Genomic DNA, 19324 nt, shown 5'->3' on the forward strand with positions numbered 1-19324 from the left:
GGACGGAACTCGCGCAAGAATAGCGACATTTTCAATTTTCCATTCTCAATTCTCAATTACTGTACTGGAGATAAATAAATGAGCAAAATTACAAAAACTGCGGTCGTATCCGTTGTAGGACGGCCGAACGTGGGCAAATCCACGCTGACAAACAAGCTGGTCGGTCAGAAGGTGGCCATCGTATCCAGCAAGCCGCAGACGACGCGCACGCGCATCACGGGCGTACTCAGCCGCGGTGAAACGCAGTATGTTCTGCTGGACACCCCGGGTCTGCACAAGCCGCGCTCCCGTCTGGGCGACTACATGTGCAAGGTGGTGACGGACACGGTTTCCGAGGTGGATGTTGCCGTTCTGGTGGTAGAGCCGATCCCGAACATCGGTCCTGCCGAGGAAACCCTGATTGCACAGATCAAGCAGCATCACATGCCGGCGATCCTCGTTATCAATAAGATCGACACCGTCAAGAAGGAAGAGCTGCTCGCTGTCATTGCGACCTACGCGGCAGCACATGAGTTCGACGCGGTTGTGCCCATCTCGGCACGCACAGGCGAGGGTGTAGAGGAGCTGCTCACCGAAATCGACAAGTATGCGATCGAAGGCCCGCAGCTGTTCCCGGAGGACATGGTCTCCGATCAGCCGGAGCGTCAGCTTGTCGCTGAAATTATCCGCGAGAAGATGCTGCGCCTGCTCGACCGCGAGGTTCCGCACGGTGTAGCCGTCGGCATTGAGCGCTGGAACGAGCGCGAGGACGGTCTGGTGGAGATCAACGCGGTGATCTACTGCGAGAAGGCCAGCCACAAGGGCATTATCATCGGCAAGCGCGGCGCGATGCTGAAAGAAATCGGCCAGCAGGCGCGCGCGGACATCGAGCGCATGCTGGATGCCAAGGTATTCCTCGAGCTGTGGGTCAAGGTCAAGGAGGGCTGGCGCAACAACCAGTACCAGATGCGCAACTTCGGCTACGAGGATCAGTAAATGGCCGAGGTCAAGCTGCGGGCACTCGGTCTGCGCGAGGTGGATTTCGGTGACTTTGACCGCTATCTGACCGCACTGACCGAGGACGGCCGCAGGATTGAAATCCTGTGCAAGAACGCGCGGCGCGGAAAAAAGCAAAATCCGGCGGCACGGCAGCTGTGCTACTCGGAGTTCATTCTGTCGGACAGAGGCGGCAGGTACACCCTGCGGGACGCCGACCTGGTACACTCGTTTTTCGCGCTGGCAGGCGATATTGAGAAGTACGCGCTGTCGTGCTACTTAAACGAGCTGACAACCGCTCTGACTGTGCCGGATTTTGACAATCCGGCCTTGTGCCGTCTGCTGCTGTACGCGCTATACGCACTCGAGGGCGGCAAACGCAACCCCGAGCTTGTCAAGGCAGCTTTCGAGTGGCGCATTATGGCTGAGAGCGGCTACGCACCGGATTTAACCTCGTGCGGTGTGTGCAGCGAGGTGATAGAGAACCCGCCGGTGTGCTTTTCCGTTCGGGCGGGCACAGCCGCGGACGCAAAGTGCGCGGGGAGAGTCGGCGGTTATGCACAGCTTGTGGACAGTACCCTGCGGGCGATGCTTCATGTGCTTACAGCCGAGCCGAACAAGGTCTATGCGTTCGCACTCAGCGGACCCGCCAGAGAGCAGTTCTGCGGCATGGCCGAGGAGTATGTGAAGTACCACCTCGGACGCGGGTTCGAAAGTCTGCAGTTTTATCAATCGCTGCAGATGCCTATAAAATAACTGTGTAGAAGAGTGTAGAAGTGACGAGCCTGCACGATCTATCATCAGATATGCAAACCTATCCCGAGAAAGGAGCAGCGGTATGGATCGCAAAGCAGTTTCCATGTGGAAGGTAACCAAAAACCTGATTCTTACAGACGTCTGTGTGATTGCCTTGTTCTGGCTCATACCGAGCGTAAAAATGCCTGCGCTGCTGCTCGGTGTACTGTGCGCCATCGGATATATGCTGTGGCTGGGACGGTGCTTCCTGAACGACTGCAAGGCCAATCTGCCGGTTGAGGACTATCAGCGCATTGCTGCCGAGTTCGGCTTTATCTGGTTCTGGAACCCCGGTCGAAGAGAACAGTGGCAGTACGTTGCCGAGGAAAGCGGCGAGACCGGTGCAGCACTGCTGCGCATCTGGCGCGGCAATATGGTGCTTGTCATCGTGTCGCTGGCGGTCATGGCGGTGCTGGTTTGGATGGGGTAAACGCAGTTATAAGATAATGCACAGCTATATCGTAGGGTGCGACGACCTCGGCGCACCCTGCGAAAGCGAATAAACAACAAGAAGATTTTACGGGAGTTTGAAATGAACAAATTAGGCGAAAAATCCCTTAAAACACTGGAATACTACGAAATACTGGAAAAACTGGCCGGACAGGCGGCATCCCAGGCGGCAAAGGAGAAATGCCGTGCACTTCGTCCGCTGGACGACCACGAGCAGGCCGAGCTGTGGCTGCAGCAGACCACGGACGCGAAGGACCTGATGGTTCGTCAGGGCAGTCCTGCCTTTGGCGGCATCCGAGAGGTAGGCGCGATCCTGTCCCGCGCGGACCGCGGCGGTACGCTCAATCCGCGCGAGCTGCTGGCGGTGGCAAGCCTGCTGCAGACCGCGCGCCGTGCTCTGCTGTACGATGCCGAGCACGAAACCAAGACCACGCTCACGCCCATTTTCGGTCTGCTCTCCGGCAACCGTGATCTGGAGGAATCTATCACGACCGCCATCATCTCCGAGGAGGAGATCGCGGACGGCGCGTCTCCCGAGTTGCTGAGCATCCGACGTGAACTGCGCCGCGTGTCCGGCAAGGTGCGCGAAACGCTCAACCGCATGATCTCGGGCGAGCGCTCCAAGTACCTGCAGGAGAATATTATCACCCAGAGAAACGGCCGCTTCGTTGTGCCGGTCAAGGTGGAGCACCGCGGCGATGTGCCCGGTCTGGTGCACGATACCTCGTCCACCGGTGCGACCGTGTTCGTCGAGCCGCAGCAGGTCGTGGAAATCAACAACCAGATTAAGGTGCTCGAGGGCCGCGAGGAAAACGAGATCGAGCGCATTCTCGCGGAACTGTCATCGCGCGTGTCCATGTATAAGGGCGCCATCGAGCAGGACTACGATGCGCTGACCACGCTGGACTTCATCTTTGCGCGTGCCAAGCTGTCGTTCGACATGAACGCCTGTGCGCCCGTACTGGTCGAGGACGGCAGCCGCTGCAAGCTGCTCCGTGCGCGTCATCCGCTGCTGGATAAGGACAAGGCGGTGCCGATTGACATCGCCATCGGCTACGATTACGACACCCTCGTCATCACCGGTCCGAACACCGGCGGCAAGACGGTTTCGCTCAAAACGCTCGGCCTGCTGTCGCTCATGGCGGCAAGCGGCCTGCATATTCCGGCGAATGAACAGTCGGAAATCGGCCTGTTTGAGCATGTTTACGCCGATATCGGTGACGAGCAGAGCATCGAGCAGAGCCTGTCCACGTTCTCTGCGCACATGAAGACCATCGTGTCTATTATGGACTGCTGCGGGCAGGGCGACCTCGTGCTGTTCGACGAATTGGGTGCGGGTACCGACCCGGTCGAGGGCGCGGCACTGGCGGTTGCCGTCATCGGCTATGCCCGCCAGATGGGCGCGTGCGTTGCTGCGACCACGCACTACGCCGAGCTGAAAACCTTTGCGCTGACCACGGACGGTGTAGAGAACGCCTCCTGTGAGTTTGACGTCAAATCCCTGCAGCCGACCTACCGTTTGCTGACCGGTATTCCGGGCAAGTCGAATGCGTTCGCGATTGCGGCTCGTCTGGGTCTGCAGCCGACCATCATCGAGCGGGCGAAGGAGCAGGTCTCCACTGAGGACGCCCGTTTTGAGGACGTTCTGGCGGAGCTTGAGCGCGAACGCCGCCGTGTCGAGCAGATGAAGGAAGAAGCGCAGCGCATGCGCTCTGCCGCGCAGTCCGAGCGCGACAAGATGCGTGCCGAGCGCGATGCTGCCGAGGATCGTGTGGACAAGATGATGGAGAGCGCCCGCGGACAGGCGGACAACATCCTCAAAAATGCCCGCATGACGGCGGAAACCGTGTTTGACGAGCTGGAAACGCTCAAAAAGAAGGCACAGAAGAAGAACGCCGACCAGAACCTTGCGGCAGCCAAGGCGGCGCTGCGCGGTGTCATCACCCAGACCGAGAACGAACAGCGCCGCGGCATTCAGAAGCGCGTTGTCGAGGCTGACGAGGTTCGTTCGGTGCAGAAGGGCGACCGCGTGCGCCTGCTCAACGTCGGCGGCGTCATTGCGACCGTGCTCGCTCCGGCGGACAGGGACGGCAGCGTGCAGGTGCAGGCCGGCCCGATGAAGATGACGGTCAAGGAGAACGAATTGCGTCTCGTCGAGGAGAAGAAGAACGCGCCCAAGCCCAAGCCGCAGCCGCGGCGTGACGCTCCGCGCAGAGAACTTAACATCCGTTCGGCGGAAAGCGAAGTCGATGTGCGCGGCATGAGCGCCGAGGAGGCTCTCTTTGAGGTGGACAACTTCCTGTCGCGCGCCATCATGGCCGGACTGCCGTCTGTCACGGTCATCCACGGCAAGGGAACCGGCGTGCTCCGCACGGCTGTGCAGCAGCATCTGCGGAAAAACAAGCGCGTCAAGAGCGTCCGCAGCGGTGTTTACGGCGAAGGAGAGCAGGGCGTAACAATCGTCGAATTGCGCTGAGGCAATCCTGCACAGTTTACGCATAGATTTCTTTTAATGAATTATGTGGTATTGCCCTAAAAATACCTGTTTTAGGAATCGGAAACCGGCGAATAGGGCATAATGCCCTATAAATCAGTACGTTTTTTGAAAAATTCATTTAAAAAGCAAAGGGCACATCTGGAAATAGTCCTTGACGAAAATGCAAAAAAGCGATAGACTATATACAACGGATTTGAAGAAATAGGAGCGATGCAGATATGTATTCAAAAGAGGTACAGGTTACCAATCAGGTAGGCTTATATGCCCGCCCGGCAACTTTTTTCATTCAGAAGGCAAATGAGTTCAAGTCTACCATCCTGGTAGAAAAGGAAGAGCGCCGCGTAAACGCGAAGAGCCTGCTCGGCATTCTGTCCCTGGGTATCACCAAGGGCACTACCATCAACCTGATCGCTGATGGCCCGGATGAGGAAGAGGCTGTTTCCGCACTGGTTGAGCTTATCACATCCAATTTTACTGACTAAGTTATCGCGTCCTGAGGGAAAAGCGCCGGTTGTTTTGATCGGCGCTTTTATTTTTGCAAATGACGATTGAGGGCAAGGAGGGCAGTCCGCATGACAAGAGAACAGCTGAAGGAGCGCGTGCGCAGGCTGCCCATGCAGCCCGGCGTTTATATGCACAAGGATAAGACCGGAAAGGTGATTTACGTCGGCAAGGCCAAGCTGCTCCGCAACCGCGTGTCCAACTACTTCCAGCCTCCCGAACGGCTGAACGCCAAGACGCGCCAGCTGGTCAGCCATATCGACGACTTCGATATCATCGTCACGGACAGCGAGTTTGAAGCGCTCGTGCTCGAGAACTCGATGATAAAGAAGTACAAGCCGAAGTACAACATTCTGCTCAAGGACGACAAAGGCTATCCCTATGTGCGGCTGGACACTACGCTGCCCTACCCGGATTTCAAAATTGTCTCCAAGCCTGCACATGACGGAGCACGGTACTTTGGTCCGTACATGGGCCGCGGCGCCGCAAGACGAGCGATTGATACGATTGGTGAAGCACTGCACCTGAAAAGCTGTGCGCGTTCCTTCCCGCGGGACATCGGCAAGGACCGTCCATGCCTGAATCTGCACCTTGGCCGCTGCTGCGCGCCGTGCACCGGCAAGGTCAGTCCGGAGGAGTATCACGCGCTGATCGAACAGGCGATCTCGCTGTTCGAGGGCGACGCAAAAAAACTCGAGCGTGAGCTGACCGAGAAGATGAACGAAGCGGCCGAGGAACTGCAGTTCGAGCGTGCCGCCGTCCTGCGCGACCGTCTGCGTGCCATCCAGAAGCTGGGCACCAGGCAGCATGTTGTCGCGGGTGCGTTCGCGGAACTGGATGTTATCGCCTTTGTGCAGGGACAGACCCGCGCGTGTGTCTGCGTGCTGCATTACAGCGGCGGCACGCTGCAGGATAAGGAATACACGTTCTTCCACGTCACCGAGAGCGACCCTGCCGAGGTGCTTTCCTCGTTCATCAAGCAGTATTACGCGCAGCGCAATGCGGTGGCGAAAACCGTTTTGCTCTCGCATGAAATCGAGGAGCAGGACGCCGTGGGTGAGTACCTTTCATCCATCGCAGAGTGCAAGGTGGAGCTTGCCGTGCCGCAGCGCGGCGAACGCCGGGTGCTGACCCGCCTCGCGGAGAAAAACGCCTTCGAGGAGATCGAACGCAGAGAGAAGCAGTCTGAGAGACGGCATAAATCGCTTGAACTGCTGCAGAATGTCACCGGTATGGCGGCATTGCCGCTCCGGCTGGAAGCCTACGACATTTCCAACTTCGCCGGACAGGATACGGTCGGCTCGATGATCGTGTTTGTCGAGGGTCAGCCGAAAAAGAGCGACTACCGCAAGTTTAAGATTGCGTGTGCTGCCAACGGACAGGACGACTATGCCTCCATGCGTGAAATGCTCACGCGCCGCGTGCAGCGCTATGTGGACGGCGACGAGAAGTTTGCGCCGCTGCCGAATGCGTTCATGATCGACGGCGGTCTGGGTCATGTGCATGTCTGTAAGGAGGTGCTCGATTCGTTCGGGCTGTCTGTCCCGTGCTTCGGCATGGTCAAGGACGACCGCCACCGTACCCGTGCCCTCGTTGCGCCGGACGGCCGTGAGTTCGGCATCTCGGCGACTCCGGCGCTGTTTGCGCTCGTCGGCCGTATGCAGGAGGAGGTCCACCGGTTCGCCATCGAGTATAACCGCAAGCTGGGCGGCAAAAAGGTGCGCGGCTCCACACTGGATAAAATCCCGGGCGTGGGCGATAAGCGCAGAACCGACCTGCTCAAGCACTTTGGCAGCATTGAGAATATCCGGCAGGCGTCCGAGCAGGAGCTGGCAAGGATTCTGCCGAGGAATGCCGCGCAGAGCGTTTACGAATTTTTTCATCAGGATTCATAAATATTACGAAACCGCATGATGTATCTGGGTTTCCATAGGGCGGGGTGCTCTCATCCCGCCCTACACGATAGAGTGATGTTATTGTTTAAAAATTTCAGCAGGAGGCTACCATGAGAGTTGTATCCGGAACTGCACGCGGCTGCAAGCTGCAGCCGGTGCCCGGCATGAACACCCGCCCGACCACCGATCGGGTAAAAGAAAACGTATTCAATCTGATACAGGATCATGTGCGCGGTGCCGAGGTGCTCGACCTGTTTGCGGGCACCGGTCAGCTTGGCATTGAGGCGCTTTCGCGCGGCGCTGCTCACTGCGATTTTGTCGAGCACAACAAGGCAGCTTACGGCATCGTGAGCAAAAACGTCGAAAGTGCGCGTGTGAAGGATAAGGCGGCACTCCACCGCACGGAGGCAGCGGAATTTGTTTCCAAAGCAGGCAGGGAACGGTACGACGTGATCTTTCTGGATCCTCCGTACGGCGGCGTGATCTTAGAAAATGCGCTGAAACAGATAGAAACGTTTGACATTCTCTCTGTAAATGGTATAATAATATGCGAAAGTGCAGTAGAGGACAGATTCTCCCACGGCTTCGCAGTCGTGCGGGAACGCCGCTACGGCGCAACCATGATTACCATTCTGCAGCGGCAGAGTGGCGAAACGGAATGAAATAAATGAAAATTGCGATTTATCCGGGCAGCTTTGACCCTGTTACACTGGGACATCTGGATATCATCCGCCGTGCGTCGGTCATGTTTGACCGGCTGATCGTTGCGGTAATGCACAACCAGAACAAAAAACCCGCTTTTTCCGCCGAGGAACGTGTGGGATTCTTAAAGCGGACAACGGCTGACCTGCCGAACGTCGAGGTGGAATCCTTCGGCGGCCTGCTGGCAGACTACGCCAAGCAGAAAAACGCATGCGCCATCGTAAAGGGTCTGCGTGCGGTTTCGGATTTTGAATACGAATTCCAAATGGCACTTGCCAACCGCAAGCTCAATCCTGAGCTGGATACCGTGTTTTTGATGACAAGTGCGGAATATATGTACCTCTCTTCCTCGATCGTGAAGGATATTGCGGTACACGGCGGCGGTGTCGCCGATTTTGTTCCCGAGGGGATTATGCAGGACATTGTGCGCCGAATTAGAAAGGGAGAGTAAAATGGCAACTTTAGAGGAACTCATTAACCGCATGTATGATATGGTGCAGGACGCAAAGGGCATTCCGCTGGCAGGCGAGAAGTGCATCGTAGAGCGTGACCACATGCTGGATATGCTGGACGAGCTGCGTGAGGCTCTGCCGAACGATCTGCAGCAGGCACAGGAAATTGTTGCAAAGCGCAGTGAGATGCTGGCATCCGGCAAGCGCGAGGCTGAGGCGATCCGCCGTCAGGCTGAGGAGGATGCACGTCAGATGGTCTCCGAGACCGAGATCGTCGTAGCGGCGCGCCGCAAGGCCAAGGAAGTACAGGGCAACGCCGAGATTCAGGCTCGTGAGCTGCGCCGCGTGGCAAATGAGTACTGCGAGGATACCCTCAAGCGTACCGAGGAGGCAGTAGCTCTCGGTCTGGAGGAGGTCCGCAAGGCACGCCAGCGCTTCAAGAGCATCGCAAAGTAAAACCGAAATGCAGGCAGTCACCTTCGGGTGGCTGCTTTTTCGTGTTCTTTGCGGTACCGGCACAACGGGAATTTGTCGCTTGCGAAGCGAACGGAACTTGCCTGCCCGGCAGGGGCACAAGAGGGATGGACACCTAAGGTTTCCACCCCTCTTGTGAATCACCCCGTTTCCTCTTAGCGTCTGCCTGCCAGAGAACTGAGACTATGGGGGAACGGTAGAGGATTTTTTCTGCCGTAGGGGAGCACAGTGTGCTCCCATGTCGAGACCTGTTTGCAGTGTCAGATACCGTACTACTACACATATCGGCAACTCTACGCTGGATGCGGCATGACAGTGCCGCACAATTCGCTTACGCGTTGTTGCGGACGGCACCTGCGAATTTTATTTGATAACAGCCGTCACCTTGTCTGCACCACCCCCTCACCCACTCCTCACCACTAACGCCGAAAAAGAGAACCTCACACCCACTTTGCGCCACCGGGCTGAAAAATGTCCGGCTGAAATTGCACAAAAATACACACTCTGTGGATAAGCTTTGGGATAACTCTCCACTTCGCAGTAAAATGCAGGAAAACACCGCATACGAACACAATCGAACAACTGTTCGTAAAAATTGCGAAAACTATAAAATTTGCAAGAAAAACGCCCGAATTTTTCGTGCAATAATGCAAAAAATATCTTGCAATCTATTCTCCGTACCGCTATAATAAAATCAAGGTGGAGAGTTGTGGGGTAAAGTGTCACAAATTCCACCAAAGCGGAAGGGCAGGTGTGAATGAGTGAAGGGCGAATACAAGCATTCCATAGACGCTAAGGGTCGTCTGGCAATGCCGGCCAAGCTGCGCGAGGAGCTCGGCGAGCACTTCACGGTCACCAAAGGCCTCGATGGCTGTCTGTCCGTTTATCCGGAAGCGGAATGGAAGCGTCTGGAGGACAAGATCCGCACGCTCGGCAACGGCGAAAAGGCAAGACGCGTCAAGCGCTACTACTTCGCCAATGCGTTCGATGCACAGCTCGACGCACAGGGCCGCATCCTCATTCCCGCAAACCTGCGTACCTTTGCGGAGCTGCAGAAGGATGTTACCGTGATCGGTCAGCTCGACCACGCGGAAATCTGGAACAGCGACAAGTGGCGCGCTTACAATGACGAGATTGACGCGGAAGTTGTTGCCGCGGACGTAGAAGATATTGATTTTTAACAAAAGGGCAGGGAACTATGGAATTTCATCATGTATCCATTTTGCTTGAGCCTTGCCTTGAGGCTCTGCAGATCAAGCCGGACGGCGTTTATGTGGACGCCACGACCGGCGGCGCCGGTCACTCGCTCCGCATTGCGGAGCGTTTGCATGATACCGGTCGTTTGATTTGCATTGACAGAGATGACGAAGCACTCGAAAACGCGAAGGACCGCCTCAAGGATGTGTGGCAGCGTGTCACACCGGTCAAGAGCGACTTCCGCGATATCGACAAGGTGCTCGAGGGACAGGGACTGGCAGGTGCGGACGGCATTCTGTTCGACCTCGGCGTTTCCTCTCCACAGCTGGATCATGCCGAGCGCGGCTTTTCCTACATGCAGGACGCGCCGCTCGATATGCGCATGGATCGGCAGCAGAAGCTGACCGCGTATGATGTGGTGAACGGCTGGAGCCGCGAGGAGATCCGCCGCATTCTGTTTGAGTACGGCGAGGAGCGCTACGCACCGCTGATCGCAGCGGCGATCGAGCGCGAACGCGCAGACAAGCCGATCCAGACCACGCTGGAGCTTGTCCGTGTGATCAAGGGTGCCATGCCCGCGAAAGCGCTGCGGGAAAAGCAGCATCCGGCGAAGCGCAGCTTTCAGGCGATCCGCATTGCGGTAAACGATGAGCTGAGCGCGGTGCGGGAAGCAATGGAAAAAGCCATCGACTGTCTCAATCCGGGTGGCAGACTGGCGGTCATCACCTTCCACAGCCTGGAGGACCGCATCGTCAAGGTGGCTTTTCAGCAGGCGGCACAGGGCTGCACCTGTCCGAAGGACTTTCCGGTATGCATCTGCGGCAAAAAGCCGAAGGTTCGGCTGACGCCGCGCAAGCCGATCCTGCCGGATGAAAGGGAAATTGAGGAGAATCCGCGCGCCCGAAGCGCGAAGCTCCGGGTTTGTGAAAAAATCTAAACCGAAAAAGCAAATTCAAAAGAAAGGAAAGCGCAAGATGGCTTCTGGCAGGAACAACGCGGCAAGAAAATATGAAGATCAGGTTCCTGCGCAGCGTGAGGTACAGCCGAAACGCCATCTGCAGGTAGCGGCAGCGCCGGTCAAGAAAAAGAAGCACCGCCGCAAGCCTGCTGTGATGCAGGGCGTGTATCCGTGCATTTTTCTGGTGGCGATCACGGCGGCGTTTATCCTGTTCTGCCAGATGCAGCTGACCCAGCTTACCGCGGAAGCGAGTGAGCAGAGCGACCTGCTCAGCGAGCTGCAGTCGGAGAATGTTTCTCTGACGACCAAGCAGATGAACAGCATGAACATGGATGAGGTAGAGCAGTACGCCACGGACACGCTCGGAATGGTCAAGATGGACAATTCGCAGATCGAATATGTGGAGCTGACCAATCCGGATCTTGTCACCGTTGCAGACGACGGCATGACGCTGCACGGTCTGTGGAGCGCACTGGCAGCGCGCTTTTCCGCACTTGTGGAATATATCCGATAAGCAGTTGAATACAATGCGTACAGGGGAGTGAGAGGTGGATAACTTCTGACTCCTTACGCTTTTTCAGGAACAATATGGAGGCTGACTAAATGGCAGTTAAGGGACCCAACCATCAAATGCGCACGCGTATCCGCGGACTGACCGTGCTGTTTGCACTGATCGGTTTCGGGCTGGTAGGCGTGCGGCTGCTGTATATGCAGGTATTCAATCACGATTTCTATGTGCAGCAGGCGACAGCGCTGCAGACGCGCGACACGTTCATCACGCCCAACCGCGGCAAGATCTACGACGCGAACATGCAGGTTCTGGCTGAATCCGCCGCCGTAGAGCGCATTACGGTCGATCCGAAGGCCGTTGTGGACGAGAGCAAGGTCAAGAAGGGCATCACGGCGGAAAGTCAGCAGCAGACGCTTGCGACCATCCTGTCCGAAACGCTGGATGTGGATTACGATACCGTGATGGAGAAGCTCCGGAAGACGAACTCGCAGTACGAAATTATCGCGCAGAAGGTCGATAAGGACGTATCCAAGGAACTGGATGAGAAGCTCGAAGCGGCAGACTGCACCGGCGTCTACTCCGAGCCGGATACCAAGCGGTACTATCAGCATGGCGCCTTCCTGTCTGCGGTTCTGGGATACGTCGGCAGCGACAACAACGGCGCGTACGGCCTGGAATCCGAGTATAACGACGAGCTTTCCGGCACGGCGGGCCGTCTGGTGCGCGTGCAGAACCAGCAGAACAAGGACATTATGCCGGAGACCCAGCAGTATATCCCTGCGACCGACGGCAACTCTCTTGTGCTGACCATCGACAGCGATATCCAGAACTATCTGGAAAAGCACCTCGAGACCGCACTTGCCGACAATCCGGAGGCGCGAGACGGCGTTTCCGGCATCGTCATGGACGTCAAGACCGGTGAGGTGCTCGCCATGGCGAACCTGCCGGACTTTGACCCGAACAGTGCATATGAGCTGACCAACGACAAGTATATCAACGAACTCAAGGAAAATGTTGCGAAAATCCTCAAGGAAGAGAACGTAAAGGCCGAAATTCCGGATGCCTGGTATGAGAAGGGCGGTCTGGACAATCTGCCGGAGGCGATTCATGACAATTCTGATCTGGTGGATGAGCTGGGCAGCGCCCGCGTCAATATCCTGATGAAAACGTGGCGCAATCCGGTTATCGCGGATAACTACGAGCCGGGCTCCACCTTCAAGCTGATGACGGTCTCCACCGCGTATGATCTGGGTGCTACCCATGCCGAGGACACCTACTACTGCGGTGGCTCCCTGCAGGTGGAGAACTGGGAAATCAAGTGTGCAAACACAAGCGGCCACGGCATGCAGACGCTGACCGAAGCCTTGATGAATTCCTGCAACGTAGCGATGATGCAGATTGCCCAGAGCGTCGGCATGGATCGGTTTTACAACTTTTACAAGGCGTTCGGCCTGACCGAGCCGACCGGCATCGACCTGCCGGGTGAGGGCAAGGGTCAGTTCCATAAACTGGATGTTGCCAGTGACTGGAACGAAGTCGCACTGGCAACCGCATCGTTCGGTCAGCGCTTCACGGTAACGCCGATTCAGATGCTGAACATGGTCTGCGCGATCGTGGACGACGGCAAGCTGAAAAAGCCGTACGTCGTCAAGGAAGTGCTGAGCGGAGACGGCTCGGTCAAGTCTACGAACGAGACCGAGGTGGTCCGTCAGGTCATTTCCGAGGATACCTCCGCTTACATGCGCGAGGCGATGGAGCAGGTTGTCGCAAACGGCACCGGCAAGAACGCGTATGTGCCCGGCTACCGCGTCGGCGGCAAGACTGCGACCTCCGAGATTCAGCCCGAATACGACAGTGACGGCAAGGTGCTCGATACCGAGGACCGCTACACGGCCTCCTTCATCGGCGTAGCGCCGATGGACGACCCGCAGATCGCGGTTCTGGTCTCCATCAACGACCTGCCGGAGTCCGCAACGCATACCGGCGGTACGATCGCCGCTCCGGTTGTCGGCCGCATCATGGAGGATGTGCTGCCGTATATCGGCATTACGCCGGTCTACGACGACAGCGAGAGCGACCGCCGTGAGCTGACCGTGCCGAGTGTATCCGGCAAGACGCGCGACGATGCGATTTCCACGCTGTCCGACGCAGGCTTTGACTGCATCATCAAGGGCGACGGCGATACCGTCACCGATCAGGTGCCGAGTGCAGGCATGCGCATTGCGGCCAGTGGCAAGGTTATCGTCTACATGGGCGAGGAAAAGCCGACTGAGGCAGTTGAAGTGCCCGATCTGTCCGGCATGTCGCCGGATGAGTGCCGCGATACGTTGGAGGAGTACGGTCTGTACCTCAAGCAGAAGGGTGTTTCGTCCGCGCAGATCACAGGCGATACCACCGCGACCAAGCAGAGTCCGGAGGCCGGTACCAAGGTAAGCCTCGGTGCGGTTGTCACGGTAGAATTTTCCGATACAACGACGGTCAACGACCGATAGGAGGAAATTATGAAATTACAGGAACTTTTGAAGAATGTAGCAGTGAAAAACAGCACTGCCGCGCAGGATATTGACATCAAGGAAGTGCGTTACGACTCCCGCGCGGTACAGCCGGGCGACCTGTTTGTAGCCATCCGCGGCTACGCGACCGATGGCCACAAGTACATCGTCAAGGCGATGGAGCAGGGCGCGGCAGCCGTTGTCTGCGAGGAGGCGTCGGAGGGCGTCCCCGCAGTCGTTGTGGAGAATTCCCGTATTGCGCTGGCTGAGATCGCGGCAAACCGCTTCGGTCATCCGGCGGAGAGCATGGTCATGCTCGGCGTGACCGGCACCAACGGCAAGACCACCACGACCTACCTCGTCAAGCACATGCTTGAGGACGCAGGCCACAAGGTGGGTCTGATCGGCACCAACCAGAACCTCATCGGTGATGAAGTGATCGAAACCGAGCGCACCACGCCGGAATCCTACGAGCTGCACACGCTGTTTGCCCGCATGAGAGACGCAGGCTGCACGCATGTGATCATGGAGGTTTCCTCGCACTCTCTGGTGCTTGACCGCGTGCACGGCATTCCGTTTGCGGTTGGCGCGTTCACCAATCTGACGCAGGATCACCTCGATTTCCACAAGACCATGGAGGAGTACCGCAAGGCAAAGGCGCTGCTGTTCTCCATCAGCAAGAAGGGCGTTATCAATCTGGATGATGCTGCGGCAGAGAAGATGCTCGCGGACGCAAAGTGCCCGTGCATGACCTTCTCCTGCGGCAAGCCGGAGGCTGATCTCGAAGCGACCGACCTGCAGCTGCACGCGGATGGCGTGGAGTTTACCGCGCAGTATCAGGGTGAAAAGGCAGATGTCAAGCTGCCGATTCCGGGTCATTTCTCGGTCGAGAATGCACTGACCGCACTCGGCATCGTGCTGCAGCTCGGCATGCCGCTTGCGGCTGCGGCGAAGTCCATGGCAACCGCAACCGGTGTTAAGGGCCGCGTTGAGGTCGTGCCGACCGATACGGATTACACCGTGCTCATCGACTACGCACATTCACCGGACGGCGTGGAGAACGTGCTCAAGGCCGTTCGCGGCTTTGCAAAGGGCCGTGTTGTTGCTCTGTTCGGCTGCGGCGGCGACCGTGACCGCACCAAGCGCCCGAAGATGGGTAAAATTGCGGCGGATCTCGCGGACTTCTGCGTTGTAACGAGCGATAATCCGCGCACCGAGGAGCCGAAGGCCATCATCGACGACATTCTCGAGGGCATGAAGGATTCGGATACGCCGATGCAGGTCATCGTGGACCGTCCGGAGGCGATCCACTGGGCACTTGCACACGCGCAGAAGGACGATATCATCGTGCTGATGGGCAAGGGACATGAGACCTATCAGGAAGTAAACCATGTGAAGCACCACATGGATGAACGCGAGATCGTAGCGGAATATTTCGCGTGATAGGGGACTTCAAAAGTCCCCTATCTACGGAGAACGGTTCCTAAGGAAACCGTTCTCCGAAACCCGAATGACGCTCGGCGCTATCCTTGCGCGGCTTTGCTGCCGCGCTGCGCCCCAAGGCGGCTGGGTCGGGGAATAAAAACCGAGATACATGCTCCCGGTTTTTATGAAATTGCAGGCAATTTCTAATTGAATACCATGTGCAAGCACATGGTCGTCTGCGGACGGGAACAAAGACACGGTTTTCCGAAAGGAAAACCTGTCTTAATGTAAGCCGCTGCAAGCAGCGGCGAGATTTGATAATTATTGGGGGAAACGGCATGGAACGATTTACATTAGCGCAGGCGGCGGCATGGACACACGGCGAAGCAAAGGGTGAGGCGGCTCTGACGGCGGTCACGACCGATTCGCGGCAGATTCCGCCGGAGGCGCTGTTCCTGCCGATTAAGGGCGAGCGGTTTGACGCGCACGATTTCATCGGCAAGGCCATCGAGAACGGCGCCGCAGCCGTGATGAGCCACCGCGAGAATGAGGAGTATCCGGTGCCGGCGCTGTACGTTGAGAACACCTCGCAGGCGCTGCTTGACCTCGCGGGCGGCTACCGCACGATGTGCGGCGGCAAAGTCGTCGGCGTGACCGGCTCGGTCGGCAAGACCACCACCAAGGAGCTGCTGTATGCCGTTCTCTCGCAGGGCTTCCGCGCACAGAAGACAGAAGGCAACCTGAATAATGAGATTGGTCTGCCGCTGACGCTCATGCGTATGACCAGGGATACTGAAGTGCTGGTAGCCGAGATGGGCATGAACCATTTCGGTGAGCTTTCCCGCATGACGGCGGCTGCCAGACCGAATCTGGCGGTTATCACCAATATCGGCACCTCGCATATTGAGTTCCTCGGCTCGCGTGAGGGCATCTGCAAGGCCAAGCTGGAGATCCTCGAGGGTCTGCAGGAGGGCGGTACGGCTGTTCTCTGCGGCGATGAGCCGCTTCTGTGGGACAAACGCGGCAGCCTCGGCTGCAAGGTGGTAACATATGGCATCGGAAATTCCGCCTGCGATCTCATTGCACACTTGCACAGCGACGGTACATTTGATATAGTAAATAACGGTCTTGCTGCGGCGCACCTGCCGGTCGGAGAGAAATTCACCGCGAAGCTGAGTATTCCGGGCAAGCATAACGTGCTCAATGCACTGGCGGCGGCAGCCGTCGGTCTGCTGCTCGGTGAAACACCCGAGCTGATCGCGCAGGGACTTGTCAGCTATCAGGCGAGCGGCATGCGCCAGAACATCTATGAGCAGGATGGCTACCAAATCTATGCGGACTGCTACAACGCAAGTCCGGATGCGATGGAAGCTACGCTGTCCGTGCTCGGCGGCATGGCCGGGGACGGCCGCCGGTTTGCGGTTCTCGGCTCGATGCTCGAGCTTGGCGATTACGCCGAGGAAGGTCATCGCCGTGCCGGTCGTGCGGCGGCGCAGTACGCGGACGCCCTGTACGCCTACGGTCCGGATGCAGCGGCCATGGTAGCCGGTGCCAGGGAGAAGGGCATGGAGCATGCGTATGCGTTCGACGATCAGACCGCACTTGTCGCGGCACTGCGCGAGGACGCGAAAAAGGGAGACGCGCTGCTGTTCAAGGGCAGCCGCGGCATGCGCATGGAACGCGCACTTGCAATGTTTTTAGGGGAGGAAGTTGAAGCATGAAACAGGCTGTGCTTGTTTTCGCGGTCGCACTGGTGATTACGCTGGCTATCGGTCCGGCGGTCATCAACTATCTGCGGAAAATGAAATTCGGTCAGAAGATTCTCGAAATCGGACCGAAATGGCACATGAACAAACAGAATATTCCGACAATGGGCGGCTTTATGTTCATTATCGGTATCGCGGCGGCAGTTATTATCGGCAATATCGTGATGGGTGAGATTTCGGTCTCGTCGCTGGCGGTGCTCGGCCTTGCCGTGGCCTACGGTGCGGTCGGTCTGGTCGATGACTACGCTAAGATCAAGAAAAAGGAAAACGCGGGTCTGACCCCGAAGCAGAAGCTGGTGCTCCAGATTCTGGTTGCCGGCGTGTTTGTGCTCGTGCTGTTCCTGGGGTCGAGCGGTCTGCCGCAGCTGTGGATTCCGTTCACGGGCATTTCGTTCAGCTGGCCGTGGCCGCTGTACATCGTGTTCGCGGCCTTCGTTATCGTCGGCGCGGACAACGCCGTCAATCTGACCGACGGCATCGACGGTCTGGCAGCAAGCGTTACGCTGCCGGTTGCCATCTTCTTCGTGTTCGTCGGCTTCCGCCGCGGAGACATGGGCGTTGTGATCTTTTCGGCGGCACTCGCGGGTGCGCTGCTGGGCTTCCTGCGCTATAACTTCAACCCGGCTAAGGTGTTCATGGGCGATACCGGCTCGCTGTTCCTCGGCGGTGCGGTTGCGGGTCTGGCATTTGCGTGTGAAATGCCGCTCATCCTGCTGCTGGTCGGCCTGATCTACATCATCGAAACGCTGTCCGTTATCCTGCAGGTCACCTACTTCAAGGCGACCCACGGCAAGCGCCTGTTCAAGATGGCGCCGATCCACCACCACTTTGAAATGTGCGGCTGGTGCGAGAAGAAAATCGTGCTGGTATTCACCGGCATCACGGTTGTGCTGTGCCTGCTGGCCTACCATGTGGCACTCGCACCGCTGTTTTAATTCGTAATTCGGAGGTAACCCTATGGCTTCGACAACTGGAAAGACGAATCCGCAGTACCGGCCGGCATCGCGCCGTCCCATGCCGCGGAATGCGCCGAGCGGCAAACCGGCGCGTCCTTCGCGGGAGCCGGTGCCGAAGGAGCGTTACCATACCGGCACCGCAAAGCCGAAGCGCAGACGCATGCGCAGCATGAAGGCGCACATCTGGGATACCGGTGTGTTCTTCTCGGTGCTGCTGCTGCTGATCACCGGTCTGATTGCGCTGTTCTCGGCAAGCTATACCAACGCGATGTTCTACAAGGGCAGCGCGACATACTTTATCATGCGTCAGGGCATTTTCGCCGCGATCGGTCTTGCGGCGATGATCGGCCTTTCCAAGATTCCGTACCGCATGTACGCGGGCATTCACAACATCATCATGTGGATATCGGTCGCGCTGCTGATTCTGGTTGCGATACCGGGCATCGGTACATCGGTCAATAATGCACGCCGCTGGCTGTTCGGCTTTCAGCCGTCTGAGATCGCAAAGCTGACCGTCATCATCTGCTTTTCCTACTGGGTGGCTCGTGACCCGAAGAGCGTGCGCAGCGTCAAGACCATGGTGCAGCCGTACGGTCTGCTGCTGGCGCTGTACATCGGTCTGCTGTACCTGGAGCCACATACCTCGGCGATGATCATCATCTGCGGCATCGGTGTTATCATCCTGCTGGCAGGCGGCATGCGCCTGTGGTACTTTGCGCCGATTCTGGGACTGGGTGCAGGCGTAGTTGCGGCATTCTATGTTGCGTTTAAGCATGTACGAGACCGTTTTGAGGTCTGGCTCAATCCGTTTTCGGATATGGCGAACAAAGGTCTGCAAGGCTCGATGAGCCAGATTGCCATCGGCTCGGGCGGCCTGCTCGGACGCGGACTCGGCAACGGCCTGCAGAAGCAGCTGTACCTGCCGGAGCCGCATAATGACTTCATCTTCGCCACCTGGTGCGAGGAGATGGGTCTGATCGGCGCTCTGCTGGTCATTCTGCTGTTCGCGTACCTTATTTACCGCGGATTCCGTGTGGCGCGCTATGCACCGGATAAATTCGGCAGTCTTCTGGCGACCGGCATCACCGCCAAGCTGGCGATCCAGACGCTGATGAACCTGTTCGTTGTCACCGGCATCATGCCGGTAACCGGCGCGGCTCTGCCGTTTTTCAGCTATGGCGGCACAGCGTTGCTGCTGCAGCTCGGCGAGATGGGCATCCTGCTCAATATATCGCGGTATATGCGGATTGACGGAAGAAATCAGGATTAAGTTGTGGC

Annotated in this window: 17 protein-coding genes; all 17 read left to right on the forward strand. The window is 57.5% G+C overall.

Going from position 1 to position 19324, the window contains the following annotated elements; translation table 11 throughout:
* The first annotated feature begins 78 nt into the window (after window positions 1-78).
* The 17 genes from era to IEY11_RS00295 all read left to right on the forward strand — a co-directional run bounded on the left by era (window position 79) and on the right by IEY11_RS00295 (window position 19316).
* On the forward strand, window positions 79-975 hold the full coding sequence (gene era, locus IEY11_RS00215; protein ID WP_118760298.1) for a GTPase Era: 897 nt from the start codon (window positions 79-81) through the stop codon (window positions 973-975).
* On the forward strand, window positions 976-1731 hold the full coding sequence (gene recO / locus IEY11_RS00220; protein ID WP_118728989.1) for a DNA repair protein RecO: 756 nt from the start codon (window positions 976-978) through the stop codon (window positions 1729-1731).
* Window positions 1732-1813: 82 nt separating this feature from the next.
* On the forward strand, window positions 1814-2200 hold the full coding sequence (locus IEY11_RS00225; protein ID WP_188885433.1) for a hypothetical protein: 387 nt from the start codon (window positions 1814-1816) through the stop codon (window positions 2198-2200).
* A gap of 102 nt (window positions 2201-2302) precedes the next feature.
* Window positions 2303-4696, forward strand: coding sequence for an endonuclease MutS2 (locus tag IEY11_RS00230; RefSeq protein WP_188885434.1), 2394 nt, complete (start codon window positions 2303-2305; stop codon window positions 4694-4696).
* Between the two features lie 239 nt (window positions 4697-4935).
* A complete protein-coding gene (locus tag IEY11_RS00235; protein ID WP_107632189.1) occupies window positions 4936-5199 on the forward strand; it encodes an HPr family phosphocarrier protein in 264 nt (87 codons plus the stop codon).
* Window positions 5200-5289: 90 nt separating this feature from the next.
* Window positions 5290-7113: an excinuclease ABC subunit UvrC gene (uvrC, locus tag IEY11_RS00240; RefSeq protein WP_188885435.1), complete on the forward strand. Its 1824-nt coding sequence runs from the start codon at window positions 5290-5292 to the stop codon at window positions 7111-7113.
* A gap of 110 nt (window positions 7114-7223) precedes the next feature.
* Window positions 7224-7775, forward strand: coding sequence for a 16S rRNA (guanine(966)-N(2))-methyltransferase RsmD (gene rsmD, locus IEY11_RS00245; protein ID WP_118285618.1), 552 nt, complete (start codon window positions 7224-7226; stop codon window positions 7773-7775).
* 5 nt (window positions 7776-7780) lie between these two features.
* Window positions 7781-8266, forward strand: coding sequence for a pantetheine-phosphate adenylyltransferase (coaD, locus tag IEY11_RS00250; RefSeq protein WP_118728985.1), 486 nt, complete (start codon window positions 7781-7783; stop codon window positions 8264-8266).
* A 1-nt stretch (window position 8267) separates the two neighbouring features.
* Window positions 8268-8723 carry a hypothetical protein gene (locus IEY11_RS00255; RefSeq protein WP_110436330.1) on the forward strand — a complete coding sequence of 152 codons (456 nt, stop codon included), beginning with the start codon at window positions 8268-8270 and terminating at the stop codon, window positions 8721-8723.
* Between the two features lie 779 nt (window positions 8724-9502).
* Complete coding sequence (mraZ, locus tag IEY11_RS00260) at window positions 9503-9922, forward strand: division/cell wall cluster transcriptional repressor MraZ (RefSeq protein WP_227600590.1); 420 nt, start codon at window positions 9503-9505, stop codon at window positions 9920-9922.
* A gap of 17 nt (window positions 9923-9939) precedes the next feature.
* Entirely contained in the window at window positions 9940-10875 is a 936-nt protein-coding gene (gene rsmH, locus IEY11_RS00265; RefSeq protein WP_188885436.1) for a 16S rRNA (cytosine(1402)-N(4))-methyltransferase RsmH, read from the forward strand.
* A 37-nt stretch (window positions 10876-10912) separates the two neighbouring features.
* A complete protein-coding gene (locus IEY11_RS00270; RefSeq protein WP_119190253.1) occupies window positions 10913-11410 on the forward strand; it encodes a cell division protein FtsL in 498 nt (165 codons plus the stop codon).
* A gap of 89 nt (window positions 11411-11499) precedes the next feature.
* Entirely contained in the window at window positions 11500-13899 is a 2400-nt protein-coding gene (locus tag IEY11_RS00275; RefSeq protein WP_188885437.1) for a penicillin-binding transpeptidase domain-containing protein, read from the forward strand.
* Between the two features lie 9 nt (window positions 13900-13908).
* Window positions 13909-15342 carry a UDP-N-acetylmuramoyl-L-alanyl-D-glutamate--2,6-diaminopimelate ligase gene (locus IEY11_RS00280; protein ID WP_188885438.1) on the forward strand — a complete coding sequence of 478 codons (1434 nt, stop codon included), beginning with the start codon at window positions 13909-13911 and terminating at the stop codon, window positions 15340-15342.
* Window positions 15343-15662: 320 nt separating this feature from the next.
* Complete coding sequence (locus tag IEY11_RS00285; protein WP_188885439.1) at window positions 15663-17045, forward strand: UDP-N-acetylmuramoyl-tripeptide--D-alanyl-D-alanine ligase; 1383 nt, start codon at window positions 15663-15665, stop codon at window positions 17043-17045.
* The gene (mraY, locus tag IEY11_RS00290) at window positions 17042-18025 is read left to right on the forward strand and encodes a phospho-N-acetylmuramoyl-pentapeptide-transferase (RefSeq protein WP_118479186.1); all 984 of its coding nucleotides are present in this window, start codon (window positions 17042-17044) and stop codon (window positions 18023-18025) included. The genes IEY11_RS00285 and mraY overlap by 4 nt, the downstream gene beginning before the upstream one ends.
* Before the next feature lie 22 nt (window positions 18026-18047).
* Window positions 18048-19316, forward strand: a complete 1269-nt coding sequence (locus tag IEY11_RS00295) for an FtsW/RodA/SpoVE family cell cycle protein (RefSeq protein WP_188885440.1) — start codon at window positions 18048-18050, stop codon at window positions 19314-19316.
* Window positions 19317-19324 lie beyond the last annotated feature (8 nt).

The organism is Butyricicoccus faecihominis (assembly GCF_014648015.1).
GTDB classification, from domain to species: domain Bacteria; phylum Bacillota; class Clostridia; order Oscillospirales; family Butyricicoccaceae; genus Agathobaculum; species Agathobaculum butyriciproducens.

Coding starts and splice junctions, on each gene's coding strand:
- era (WP_118760298.1), top strand. CDS start 79: ATGAGCAAAATTACAAAAACTGCGGTCGTATCCGTTGTAGGACGGCCG.
- recO (WP_118728989.1), top strand. CDS start 976: ATGGCCGAGGTCAAGCTGCGGGCACTCGGTCTGCGCGAGGTGGATTTC.
- IEY11_RS00225 (WP_188885433.1), top strand. CDS start 1,814: ATGGATCGCAAAGCAGTTTCCATGTGGAAGGTAACCAAAAACCTGATT.
- IEY11_RS00230 (WP_188885434.1), top strand. CDS start 2,303: ATGAACAAATTAGGCGAAAAATCCCTTAAAACACTGGAATACTACGAA.
- IEY11_RS00235 (WP_107632189.1), top strand. CDS start 4,936: ATGTATTCAAAAGAGGTACAGGTTACCAATCAGGTAGGCTTATATGCC.
- uvrC (WP_188885435.1), top strand. CDS start 5,290: ATGACAAGAGAACAGCTGAAGGAGCGCGTGCGCAGGCTGCCCATGCAG.
- rsmD (WP_118285618.1), top strand. CDS start 7,224: ATGAGAGTTGTATCCGGAACTGCACGCGGCTGCAAGCTGCAGCCGGTG.
- coaD (WP_118728985.1), top strand. CDS start 7,781: ATGAAAATTGCGATTTATCCGGGCAGCTTTGACCCTGTTACACTGGGA.
- IEY11_RS00255 (WP_110436330.1), top strand. CDS start 8,268: ATGGCAACTTTAGAGGAACTCATTAACCGCATGTATGATATGGTGCAG.
- rsmH (WP_188885436.1), top strand. CDS start 9,940: ATGGAATTTCATCATGTATCCATTTTGCTTGAGCCTTGCCTTGAGGCT.
- IEY11_RS00270 (WP_119190253.1), top strand. CDS start 10,913: ATGGCTTCTGGCAGGAACAACGCGGCAAGAAAATATGAAGATCAGGTT.
- IEY11_RS00275 (WP_188885437.1), top strand. CDS start 11,500: ATGGCAGTTAAGGGACCCAACCATCAAATGCGCACGCGTATCCGCGGA.
- IEY11_RS00280 (WP_188885438.1), top strand. CDS start 13,909: ATGAAATTACAGGAACTTTTGAAGAATGTAGCAGTGAAAAACAGCACT.
- IEY11_RS00285 (WP_188885439.1), top strand. CDS start 15,663: ATGGAACGATTTACATTAGCGCAGGCGGCGGCATGGACACACGGCGAA.
- mraY (WP_118479186.1), top strand. CDS start 17,042: ATGAAACAGGCTGTGCTTGTTTTCGCGGTCGCACTGGTGATTACGCTG.
- IEY11_RS00295 (WP_188885440.1), top strand. CDS start 18,048: ATGGCTTCGACAACTGGAAAGACGAATCCGCAGTACCGGCCGGCATCG.